An 11,841-nucleotide genomic window follows, 5' to 3' on the forward strand; every position below is an offset into this window, starting at 1 on the left:
AAAGCAAAAACAGAATCACATCATTTACAACAAAATAAAATGCTAATTTTTTACCAGTTAACGCAAATAAATAACTTTAAATAGCTATCTCAGCATTCTAAAGAAGAATAATTATCATTAAATTTGAAGATGAATAGCGAACAACACTGCTGAAGAGCATCAGTGACCAGAGGAAAAAACAAAATTATTTCGAGATTTGTTAATTTTTAGTCGCAACGACAGCAATTAATAGATAACGCTAAGAAGTAAAAAACTAGTTACGACAGCTTTTTTTGAATTGCGAAGGTGAAATTCCCTGCAATCGCGAGAAGGTATGAGTGAAGGTACTTTGGTTAGAAAACCCTGTTAGCTCTGCAATTTGACCTAAATTGAGTCGCCCTTGTTCAATCAAAGATTTCGCCATATCAACACGTTTACCCAACACATATTGGTGCGGTGTGATGCCCAACTGTTCTTTAAACAAGCAGTGAAACTGACTCTCACCTAAAAAGACGCTGCCCGCCAATTGAGCAACAGAAATACGATGACTTAAATGCTGTTCGATATAACGATCCACCGCTTCTAAATCAAAGCGTGAATCTTTTCTATGTGTTGAAAAACTGGATATATGTCTTTGCAGTAAGGCTGTCACTGTATCGCTGCATGCGCGACTTAACAGAAGATCATCGGGATGGGTTTGCATTTCCAAAACCAAAAGTTGAATTAACTTTTGAATTTGTCCATCGAGTTGGAAATAGACATCGTTACGAGAAAGATCATTGATTTTCTGTAGTGCGAGAGGATCATCATCCGAAGGTAAAGGTAAGTTCAGCACTAAAATATCAGACTGCCCAACGATGCCGCCAAAGGCATGATCTGTACCCGATGTAACAACGCACCCCTGACCCGGACCGACAATATTTCCGCTTCCGCAGACTTCAAACTCCGCCTGCCCCTTTAAACCAATAACGATTTGGGTGTAGCTGTGATCATGGCACTCCATATACGCAGGCAACGTAATCAGCTGCGCCGGACGAGGCGACAAAACTTTGGCTCTTTGTTCTGTAGAGGCAGAAGTTGTCATATGTTGCTCACTCAAGACCATGTGATTTTTTAAAATAGGTTCGCATTTTATACCAAAATTTCTCGCAGTGATATTGCTGAACAAAACGCCCTCAATTTTAATCAACCACACACATATGTGATAATTTGAGGTTATGAAATGGGGGTTATTAATCTAGTCGGAACAATGATCAAGTGCACATAAATTACGGTCAATGTGTATTCAATCGAAAAACAACGCTGCGAATCGGAAATCGGTGCTTGCATATTTTATGAATCTGCTCAAAATGGGAAATGCACATTTATAAGATTTACAAAATCAGAGACCTAGTAGCAGGTTTCGGTAAGTTTTAGTGCTTTGAAGCTATAAAAGCTACAGAGTTTGCATTATGAGTCGGCTTATTTAAAAGCTGTCAAAAGATTGTCTTTCCCACTATATTCGGTGGTTAAATGTTAAATTGTTGCAGGGACCTATGATCAAATATCGCATCCCAGCGCTATTGCTTGCGCTAAGCCCTCTTTGGGTAACTGCATCGGTGAACGCAGAACAAGTAACACAGGCTGATCCTGTGGCGAGCATCGATGAGAAGATAAGTATCAAACAAACTGAAATTGACACGATTTCTTCAGAATATGAAGCGGAAGGTGCCAAACTTCAACAATTAAAAAATGAAGAAGAACGCCTCCAACGTGAAGCAGATGAACTAGATGCGAAGCGTAACAGAGCGAAATCCGCTCTAGATAAACAATACTCACGTCTACTGGATGATCCAGAAACTGATCTGGTGACTTTCCAAAAGAAATACCAAGAAACTTGGGCTGCAGTTAAGCAGAACCAATCTGATAAATTAGCCAATGAACAGTCAGTGACAGAAAGTGAAATGCGTCTGTCTCAAATTAAGCAAAAACAAGCTCGCTTAAATACTGAATTCGCTAATTTGGAAGAGAGCCGAATTGAAGCTCGTGTTAAGCGTCTTGAAGCTGAACTTCGTGAAAGTAGTGTTTTGGAAACAAGTTACAAAACGGCTTGTTCTACAACAATGACACTGGGTGAGTGTGCTAGCCAAGGTAAATACCTAACTAAGCAAAAAGCGGTAAAAACGTTTCGTGCTAAGTTGCTTGATGGTGTAACAGAGTCAGCGCTTGTTAAGCAAAATACGAACGGTGTAGAACTAAACATTCACGTTCAAGAGAGCCAAATCATCAAAAGTGGCTTTGAAGGTAATAGTGATTACACCACTCAAATGCAAGCTCAGCTCCAAGCGAAACCTGAAGCAGTCGCAGCTTGTAAACTACTGAACGTTGCAACTCGCTACTGTCTGCAAGGTGCAGCAGATGAAAACGCAACTAAAAAGAACGATAAACAGTGGGCAAATGTGACTGTTCGTTCAGATCAGTACAACGATTCTGTTACTATCAACGGCATTAACTACGGTAGCACCCCTGTAGAGATCGTTCTGCCGGCTGGCCGCCATCAAGTCACAGTGTCTAAAGACGGTTTTGAAACATATAACCGCGTTATCACTGTGAATGGTAACGATTCGGTTTGGGTAAAACTGAGACCAAATAAAAACGGCTAACCAACGAATAACACTGATTTTTCTGTGATGATTCACAAAGCTGAAAAATAAGGCTATGTTAAAACGCCATTTTGTTACCAAGTTATTGAAAGATAACTTCTGACAAAATGGCGTTTTCGTTTAGAATAGCCAAAACATTTTTTAAAACTTAACTGAAGTAGACAACAATGCGACAAGGTTTATCCGCTCTTTTAATAGCACTCTCACCTTGCTTAATGGCGACATCGACGTTGGCAGAAGGAACGCCTTCCTCTGTAATGGCCATTGATGACGCGCTGTTCAGTAAACATTCAGAGTTGCAGGATGCAAAAAAAGCGACCCAGTCTGATCAGACTGCTGTCGACAATCAACAACAAGAATTGGATCGTCTTAATCAACTGACAGCCAAACTCGATGCCAAGCTAAAAACAGCGAAAGCAAATTTGGAGCGTGACTATCTTAAAATGATTGATGAGCCAGATCTTGACATAATGCCTTCGCAACAGGCGTATCAAGATGCATGGTCTGAAGTAAAGCAGAACCAGAAGTCTCGCCTAGAAGCTGAACAAAAGCTGCAAGAATTGCAAGTAGTCTTGTCTCAGAAAAAATCTGCGCAGGGCATTATTGAACAAAACATTGCAAGTTTAGAACAAGACAAACTTCGAGCTCGTGTAGAACGTTTACGTGAAGAACTCAAACGTACAGGCGAACAGAAAGTCAGCTTTACTAATACTTGTAACGCCGATATGACTTTGGCTCAGTGTAGCAACCAAACAAACGAGCTTGGCCTTCAGAAAGCCGTTAAGCAGTTCCAAAGCTGGCTTGTCGATGAAACCAGTGAATCTGCGGTTGTGAAACAGTATCTGTCTGATGTCTCTCTCAACATCCATGTCCTAAAACATTCAGTTGTTGAGTCTGGATTCTCTGACGGTAACAAGTTCCGAACAGTGATTGCAGCGCAGCTTGATGCACGTCCAGCTGAAAATGCGCCGTGTAAACTGCTCAATCTAGAGTCACAGTATTGTTTTGCTCCAGGTGAAAGCTCTCAAGCGGGTGAGAAACAGAAAGAAGTGGCTTGGGTAAGTCTATCTGTTCGTTCTAACCAATACGCAGACAGAGTGATCGTTGATGGAGTTCAATATGGCAGCACTCCTGTTGAAGTACTCATGCCTGTCGGTAAACATCACATCATCATCGAAAAAGAAGGCTACCGCGCTTTCAACAGCGAAATTGAAGTGACGGCCGACCAAACTCTGCGAGCAGTTCTGCATGAGTATGAAAACGTTCTTCAACCGGGTCATAAATTTGCGGATTCGCTGAAAGGCAGTGCGAAAGCTCCTGAGATGATCACCATGGTTAAAGGTGAATATCTGCTAGGTGAACAAGCTTCTCGCCAAATTCGCCTTGATCATGCTTTCGCTTTGAGTGCAACTCCGATTACCGTTGGTCAATTTGAAACTTTCGTAAACCAAACCAGCTATCAAACTGATGCCGAGCTGAAGAATATCTGTATTACAGTAGACAACTCGGAAATAACTCCTGTAGCAGAAAGCTATTGGCGTAATCCAGGATTTAAGCAGTCAGCTCAATCTCCAGCTGTATGTATCAGTAAGAATGATGCCGTTGCCTACACACGTTGGATATCACAACAAACTGGCTTCAAATATCGTTTACCGAGTGAAGATGAGTGGGAAATTGCCGCTCGCTCAGGAAGTCAAAGCGGTTACTGGTGGGGTGATAACTTCGGCTCTGGTAAAGCAAATACAGGCTGGGGTGGAACTCAGTGGTCGAATAAGAGCACATCTCCAGTGCGCGCTTTCGAACCTAACCGTTTAGGTTTCTACGATATGGTTGGAAACGTTTGGGAATGGACCAATGATGAAAGAGGCATGGCGAAAGGCGGTGCTTGGATCTTTTCACCTGAAATGGCAAAAGCTGACAAACAGCTATTTGTAGGTCCATCAACTGCCGCAAACTATGTTGGTTTCCGAATTCTTCGCGAAATTCAATAATGAAATTTGAGATGTAAAAAGGGGGAATTCAATTCCCCCTTTCTTTTGTCTATTGCATCTCGCCAAGAGAGCAAACTGAATTACGGCGCTAAACGATCTACAGACCACTCGTCATTAGTTTTGCTAAATAAGAAACGGTCATGTAAGCGGTGTTCCCCACCCTGCCAGAATTCGATGCTTTCAGGCTTGATACGGTAACCACCCCAGAAGCTAGGAACAGGTATTTCGCCATTAGCAAATTTCTGTTTCAACTCCAAGTATTTACCTTCCAAAATACCGCGAGCTGAAATGCGGCTACTTTGATGGCTAGCAATTGCAGCTATTTGGCTATCTTTAGGGCGAGAAGTGAAATATTTCATGTTTTCCAGAGCAGTGAGCTTTTCAGCCGTACCTGTAATGTGTACTTGTCTTTCAAGAGGATGCCATGGGAAATGGATACTAACTTTATTATTGTGTTCAATGTGCTGTGCTTTTCTACTGCCTAAATTGGTGTAGAAAACAAAACCATTTTTATCTAGGTTTTTAAGTAACACAATACGTTGAAAAGGTTGACCATTTTGATCCACTGTCGCAATCGTCATCGCTGTCGGGTCAGTCAATTTTGCATCGATCGCCTGTTGTAACCATAAGTTGAACTGGTCAATAGGATCAGCAAGCAAATCCTTACGTCTCAAACCACCTTGAATGTACTCACGGCGAATATCTGAAAGATCCATTTCTACTCCTCGTAATTTTTTGCCGATTGTCCTCTGAACTGTTACAGAACTCAAGTCATTCACCAGCAAATGAACAATAACCCAGACAATTTATGATCTTAACTAAAGTTAAGAAAAGTGACGATTCGACAATGTCAGTACCAAACAGATACAGGAAACCAATCGAAAAAACGAATGAATTCAAAAATTAAATGGAAATAGCTATACGCATTCCATAATTAACATTTATTCTTATAGGTAAATCAATAAACGATCAGTTACGAACACCATAGCAAGGAACACCATGAGCAAGAGTAGTTATAACAAGCTCTCCGCGACAGAATTAGATTATGTCGACGACCAAACAGCTGCACTTCTTCTAAACACACCGAGTAGTGCACGCGTCATGCTTTGGGTGATGATTGTTTTTTTTGTAGTTGCTTCTGTATGGGCTTCTTGGGCTGAGATCGACCAAGTTACTCGTGGTCAAGGTAAGGTCGTGCCCTCTTCTCAAGTCCAAGTGATTCAAAACTTGGAAGGTGGCCTTGTAAAACAAATCCTTGTGCGTGAAGGTGAACAAGTCACTAAAGGGCAACAACTGATACTGATTGACGATACACGTTTTCGTTCAGACTTCCGCGAGCGCGAGCAACAGGTTGCAAACTTAACCGCAAACGTACTTCAGCTTTCAGCGTCTCTTTCCAGCGTGATGATTGATGAAGATTTCACGGAAAACAACTGGGAAAACAGCGTTCGCATCGATTACAACAAGCTCGCATTCCCACCGATTTTAAAAGATACACAGCCAGAACTGGTAGCTCGTCAACGTGCTGAATACCAACAAGATTTGGATAACCTTAGAAACCAAATCTCCGTTGTTTCACAACAAGTAAAGCAGAAACAACAAGAGTTAATTGAGATTCAAGCGCGTATCAAAAACCTTCGTCAAAGTTATGATTTCGCCAACAAAGAGCTGGAAATCACTAAACCTTTAGCTGATGAAGGCGTTGTACCTCGCATTGAGCTTCTAAAACTGCAACGCCAAGTGAACGATACGCGTCGCGAACTAACATCAAGCGAATTAAAAGTACCAGTGTTGAAATCAAACATTCGCGAGGCGATGTTAAGCCGTATTGATACAGCGCAGAAATTCCGTTCCCAACAGCAACAAGAACTCAACCAAGTACAAGATAAGCTCTCTTCTATGACCGAGTCTGCCGTGGGGCTAGAGGACAGAGTAAACCGTACGGTAGTGATTTCGCCAGTGACAGGTACGGTAAAAACACTGAATGTGAACACTGTGGGTGGTGTTATTCAACCGGGTATGGATATTGTTGAAATTGTCCCAACGGAAGACACTCTGTTAGTAGAAGCGCAAATCGCACCTCAGGATATTGCTTTCCTACGCCCAGACTTGCATGCAATTGTGAAGTTCAGTGCTTACGACTTTACCAAGTATGGTGGTCTGGAAGGTACTCTGGAGCACATCAGTGCCGATACGACTCAAGATGATGAAGGTAACAGTTTCTATTTGGTTCGTGTTCGCACCAGCGAGACTTCATTGGGGCACGACGAAAATCTACCGATTATTCCAGGTATGACAGCCTCCATCGACATTATTACGGGTAAACGTACTGTGATGGAGTACTTACTTGAACCGATTCTTAGAGCAAAGAAAAACGCCTTGCGGGAATAATAGACAATGCTCAAGCACAAATTAATCAATTACAACATCAGTAACTGGAATCGGTAATGAAGCGCTGGCTAGCTGCGACGCTGATCCTCATTACCTCATCCTTCTCTCTGGCGCTCAGTACACAAGAGCAACAGTGGATAGATGCTGTCTCTTCGACTTATGGTCAAAGGGCTGGCAAGCGCGTGGCTACCTGGCGTTCAGAGATGACTCGATATAAAGGGTTGTCTGAAAAAGAACAACTAACCCAAGTTAACCGCTTCTTTAACCAACTGTATTTCGTCAACGACATACAACTCTGGGGTAAGAACGATTACTGGGCAACACCTTTGGAATTTTTAGGCAGTAATGCAGGCGACTGTGAAGACTTCACGATTGCGAAGTATTTCTCGTTACTGGAACTGGGCGTGTCGGATATCAAACTGCGCCTCGTGTACGTTAAAGCGATTGAACTAAACCAGTTCCACATGGTTCTAGCCTACTACTCAACACCGAATGCAGAGCCGTTGATTTTGGACAATATCAACGGCGAAATAAAACCCGCTTCAACCCGTAGAGACTTATTACCGATATACAGTTTCAACGGTAAAAACTTGTGGCTAATGAAATCTAAGAACGGCCAGCTTGCTGGTGACTCTTCACGCCTTAGCCTTTGGAATGATTTACGCGCTCGTGAGCGCTCTCTTAAACTGAATAAACCACTAATCAGTTACGATGAGTAGGTACTATGACACTATATAAACAACTGGTCGCAGGGATGATAACTGTATTTGTTCTGCTGTTAGCTTCGGTATTCGTTATCGAATTTAACACCACTCGGGACAACTTAGAGCAGCAGCAACGCTCTGAGGTGAGTAATACGATCAATACCGTTGGTTTAGCTCTTGCACCTTACCTTGAGAAAAAAGATACCGTCGCAGTTGAGTCGGTTATCAATGCATTGTTCGACGGCAGTACCTACTCGTTAGTTAGACTGAAATTTCTCGATGATGACCAACAAATTGAACGCGCTTACCCTATCAAGCCAAGCTCCGTTCCCGCTTGGTTTACTGAATTGAATTTGTTCCAACCGATCCACGACCAACGAGTAGTTACGAGTGGTTGGATGCAGCTTGCGGAAGTTGAAATTATTAGCCATCCGGGTGAGGCATATGCTCAATTTTGGAACGCTCTAATCCGTTTATCTATCGCGTTCTGCGCAATTCTCTTTGCTGGCTTAGTCGCGATTTCAGTTATTGTTAAGCGCGCACTGCGTCCGCTACATATGATCGTCAATAAGATGGAACAGGTTGCTCGCAATTACTTTGGCGATCCGCTGCCATTGCCAAAAACCAAAGACCTTATTTCCGTAGTTGAAGGCATCAACAGCATGTCTGCACAAGTTGAGAAATCTTTCAAAGCACAAGCACAGGAAGCTCAACAACTGCGTGAACGCGCCTATATTGACCCTGTGTCGCATCTAGGCAACCGTGCTTACTACATGAACCAATTGAACAGCTGGCTGGCTGAGAGTGCGATAGGTGGAGTAGCGATTCTTCAGGCTCAATTTATTAAAGAACTCTATGAAGAGAAAGGCTATGAAGCTGGCGACGGTATGATTGGTAATTTGGCTGAGCACTTGAAAGTCACGCTTTCTGCGCCAAATACTACGATCGCTCGTATCTCGACTGACGAATTTGGTTTTATTCTGCCGAATATGGATGAAACAGAGCTGAAGATGGTTGCTGAAAGTATCTTCGGCTGTGTGCAGGATATCAGCTCAGATCCTACGGGTATGACTCAAGAAAAAGTCTATCTGGGCTTTGTGCATAACCAAAGTAAGAAGACCTCAACACAAATTCTTTCACTGCTCGACAACGCGGTAGCCGCATCCAAAGCAAACGCAGAAGTGAAGTACGGCTTTATCAAAGCGGAAGCAGACCAAGTCATCATGGGTAAACAGCAATGGAAAGCATTGGTTGAAGAAGCTATGCACCACGACTGGTTCCAATACCGCTTCCAAGCAGCAAATGATGGTTGGGGAGAAACCTTCCACCGCGAAGTGTTCTCAGCTATCGATAACGGTGAACAGCGCTACACAGCGAACCAATACCTATTTGCACTAGAGCAGCTCAATGCGAGCCATCAGTTTGATGAGTACGTCATCGAAAAAATGATTGAGAAGCTGGAAGCAAATGAGTTTAACGCGCCACTAGCGATCAACATCGCTCAAAGCAGTATTGAACAGCCGAGCTTTATTCGCTGGATCACTCAAACTCTGGCCAAACACAAAGAGGTGTGTGCCCTACTCCACTTTGAGATTCCTGAAAGCTGTTTTATCAACGCGCCTCACCATACCGCACTATTCTGTAACGCAGTGCGCTCTGCTGGCGCTGAGTTCGGTGTTGATAACTACGGTCGTAACTTCCAGTCGTTAGATTACATCAACGAATTTAGACCAAAATACGTGAAACTTGATTACCTGTTTACTCACCACTTAGACGATGAGAAACAAAAATTCACGCTAACATCGATCTCTAGAACTGCGCATAACTTAGGTATTAAGACCATCGCTTCTCGCGTTGAAACTCAAGCTCAGTTGGATTTCTTATCGGAGCACTTCATTGAAGTATTCCAAGGTTTCATCGTCGATAAATAAGGAAAAAGGTCAGTTTAATGCACGATACGCTACTCAATTCACTGGTCTATGTGAGCCGTTATTATGGATTGGCGAATTCACCTGATGCGTTAATCAATGGATTACCGCTGACAGATGGCAAGCTGACACCGTTTCTTTTCCCTCGTGCTGCAGAGCGCGCGGGACTCATAGCTAAAGAAAACCGCTCTAATCTGAAAGACATTCCTCACTTAGTTTTTCCTGTCATTCTGCTTCTACGAGGGAATGAAGCTTGTGTTCTAAACAGTATTAATGAAGAGAAACAGGAAGCGGAAATTGTTACCGCTGAATCAGGTATGGTGCCAATTGCTTACCCACTTGAAGAATTAAACGCTCGCTTTATCGGGCGTTACTTCATGGTAAAAAAACAATTTCGCTATGATGAGCGTTCGCCAGAGATATTAAAAACACGCGAAGGACATTGGTTCTGGGGCACAATTTGGCAATCAAAACGCATCTATCGTGACGTCGTGTTTGCATCGCTTCTGATTAACCTATTCGCCATTGCCGCACCTATGTTTACACGTTTGGTTTACGACAAGGTACTTCCCAATCTTGCATTTGAAACCTTGTGGGTTTTGGCCAGCGGCGTGTTTGTCATCTTCTTATTCGACTTCACCTTGAAGATGCTGCGGAACTACTTTATCGATATTGCTGGGAAAAAATCAGACATCCTCATTTCCTCAAAGCTGTTTAGCAAAGTGATGGGGATTCGGATGGAATCCCGCCCGCCTTCGGTCGGAGCTTTTGCTCGTCATTTGCAAGAGTTCGAATCCATTCGTGAATTTTTTACTTCGGCAACGATTTCATCACTGATTGACTTACCGTTTTCGATTTTGTTCTTAATCATTATATGGCTTATGGCTGGTGATCTGGTTTACGTACCGATTGCTGGTGTTTTGATTTTGGTCGTTTATTCGTTGCTGATCCAAGCGCCGTTACGCCGTGCAATTGAGGAAGGTTCTCGCCTTGCTTCACAAAAATACGCCAACCTGATTGAGAGCTTAGCCGGACTTGAAACGGTGAAACTTTTTGGTGCCCAAAGCCAGTTCCAATATCGTTGGGAAGAAGCCATTTCTCACATGGCTAACTGGAATATAAAAAGCCGCCGCATAACAGATGGTATTCAAAGTACCGCTGGATTGGTGCAGCAAGCGTCTAACGTCGGAATGATTATTCTAGGTGTGTATCTGATTGCTCAGGGCGATCTCACCATGGGTGGACTCATCGCCGCAACGATGCTCAGTGGACGCGCGATTGGTCCAATGGTTCAGCTGTCACTGCTTTCAACCCGCTATAACCAAGCAAAAGCTTCTTTGAAGATAATCGAACAAGTCATGGCTATGCCTGACGAGCAAGAACAAGGGAAACGTTACATTCACCGCCCTATGATCCAAGGCAAGATAGAGCTCGATAAAGTAACGTTCCACTACCCTGATTCGCCAATTGCCTCAATTCGTGATTTGAGCTTAACTATTAACCCGGGTGAAAAAGTCGCGATCATTGGGCGTATAGGTTCAGGCAAAACGACGTTAGAGCGTCTGATCATGGGCTTATACAAGCCAACCGAAGGACACGTACGTATCGACGATACCGATATTGAACAGCTCCATCATATTGATGTTCGACGTAACATAGGTTGCGTCCCACAGGAGAGCATCCTTTTCTATGGCACTATTCGAGACAATATCACCCTTGGTCGCCCACTAGTGGACGACAGAGAAGTAATGGACGCAGCAAACCGAGCAGGTGTAACGGTATTTACTCAGCAAGACCCAGCAGGTTTAGAGCGTCAGGTGGGCGAAGGTGGTATGTTGCTATCTGGAGGCCAACGTCAGGCAGTATCTATCGCTCGTGCTTTATTAGGGCGTCCACCAGTGCTGCTGATGGATGAGCCAACCAGCGCGATGGATAACCGTTCTGAAATGCATATTAAGAATCAGATGAAACAATTAACACCGAGTGAAACACTGATTCTTATTACTCACAAAACGTCAATGTTGGATGTGGTAGACCGCGTTATCGTTATGGAAAAAGGGACAATTATCGCTGATGGTCCAAAATCTATGGTGCTTAGCGATCTCAAGCACGGCAAGATACGGGCAGTGCACTAGCCTCGACACCATTTATACCAATGAACAAAGGGGAGCATATGCTCCCCTTTTTAGTCTTCAGACGTCCATAA

At 43.3% G+C, this 11,841-nt stretch carries 8 protein-coding genes; 6 read left to right on the forward strand and 2 right to left on the reverse strand.

Going from position 1 to position 11,841, the window contains the following annotated elements; all coding sequences use genetic code 11:
* Positions 1–253: 253 nt before the first annotated feature.
* Positions 254–1,063: an AraC family transcriptional regulator gene (locus ACOSVQ_RS15195; protein WP_491983345.1), complete on the reverse strand. Its 810-nt coding sequence runs from the start codon at positions 1,061–1,063 to the stop codon at positions 254–256.
* Between the two features lie 451 nt (positions 1,064–1,514).
* Between ACOSVQ_RS15195 and ACOSVQ_RS15200 the strand changes: the two genes are divergently transcribed.
* The gene (locus ACOSVQ_RS15200) at positions 1,515–2,621 is read left to right on the forward strand and encodes a PEGA domain-containing protein (protein WP_491983346.1); all 1,107 of its coding nucleotides are present in this window, start codon (positions 1,515–1,517) and stop codon (positions 2,619–2,621) included.
* A 167-nt stretch (positions 2,622–2,788) separates the two neighbouring features.
* Entirely contained in the window at positions 2,789–4,612 is a 1,824-nt protein-coding gene (locus ACOSVQ_RS15205; protein ID WP_491983347.1) for an SUMF1/EgtB/PvdO family nonheme iron enzyme, read from the forward strand.
* Positions 4,613–4,692: 80 nt separating this feature from the next.
* Here ACOSVQ_RS15205 and pdxH read toward each other — a convergent pair whose 3' ends face one another.
* On the reverse strand, positions 4,693–5,328 hold the full coding sequence (gene pdxH, locus ACOSVQ_RS15210) for a pyridoxamine 5'-phosphate oxidase (RefSeq protein ID WP_491983348.1): 636 nt from the start codon (positions 5,326–5,328) through the stop codon (positions 4,693–4,695).
* 283 nt (positions 5,329–5,611) lie between these two features.
* On the opposite strand from pdxH, the gene ACOSVQ_RS15215 reads away from it, so the two are divergent.
* The 4 genes from ACOSVQ_RS15215 to ACOSVQ_RS15230 are packed head-to-tail and all read left to right on the forward strand — an operon-like array spanning position 5,612 to position 11,770.
* Positions 5,612–7,003, forward strand: a complete 1,392-nt coding sequence (locus tag ACOSVQ_RS15215) for an HlyD family type I secretion periplasmic adaptor subunit (protein ID WP_491983349.1) — start codon at positions 5,612–5,614, stop codon at positions 7,001–7,003.
* Between the two features lie 56 nt (positions 7,004–7,059).
* Complete coding sequence (locus tag ACOSVQ_RS15220; RefSeq protein WP_491983350.1) at positions 7,060–7,722, forward strand: transglutaminase-like cysteine peptidase; 663 nt, start codon at positions 7,060–7,062, stop codon at positions 7,720–7,722.
* A 5-nt stretch (positions 7,723–7,727) separates the two neighbouring features.
* Positions 7,728–9,638: a bifunctional diguanylate cyclase/phosphodiesterase gene (locus tag ACOSVQ_RS15225; RefSeq protein WP_491983351.1), complete on the forward strand. Its 1,911-nt coding sequence runs from the start codon at positions 7,728–7,730 to the stop codon at positions 9,636–9,638.
* Positions 9,639–9,655: 17 nt separating this feature from the next.
* Complete coding sequence (locus ACOSVQ_RS15230; protein ID WP_491983352.1) at positions 9,656–11,770, forward strand: type I secretion system permease/ATPase; 2,115 nt, start codon at positions 9,656–9,658, stop codon at positions 11,768–11,770.
* Positions 11,771–11,841: the final 71 nt, after the last annotated feature.

The sequence above is a fragment of the Vibrio sp. HM8-C genome (genome assembly GCF_058630515.1).

What these genes read in the sequence shown, in the direction of transcription:
- ACOSVQ_RS15195 (WP_491983345.1), bottom strand. Translation starts at nt 1,063, where the DNA reads ATGACAACTTCTGCCTCTACAGAACAAAGAGCCAAAGTTTTGTCGCCT.
- ACOSVQ_RS15200 (WP_491983346.1), top strand. Translation starts at nt 1,515, where the DNA reads ATGATCAAATATCGCATCCCAGCGCTATTGCTTGCGCTAAGCCCTCTT.
- ACOSVQ_RS15205 (WP_491983347.1), top strand. Translation starts at nt 2,789, where the DNA reads ATGCGACAAGGTTTATCCGCTCTTTTAATAGCACTCTCACCTTGCTTA.
- pdxH (WP_491983348.1), bottom strand. Translation starts at nt 5,328, where the DNA reads ATGGATCTTTCAGATATTCGCCGTGAGTACATTCAAGGTGGTTTGAGA.
- ACOSVQ_RS15215 (WP_491983349.1), top strand. Translation starts at nt 5,612, where the DNA reads ATGAGCAAGAGTAGTTATAACAAGCTCTCCGCGACAGAATTAGATTAT.
- ACOSVQ_RS15220 (WP_491983350.1), top strand. Translation starts at nt 7,060, where the DNA reads ATGAAGCGCTGGCTAGCTGCGACGCTGATCCTCATTACCTCATCCTTC.
- ACOSVQ_RS15225 (WP_491983351.1), top strand. Translation starts at nt 7,728, where the DNA reads ATGACACTATATAAACAACTGGTCGCAGGGATGATAACTGTATTTGTT.
- ACOSVQ_RS15230 (WP_491983352.1), top strand. Translation starts at nt 9,656, where the DNA reads ATGCACGATACGCTACTCAATTCACTGGTCTATGTGAGCCGTTATTAT.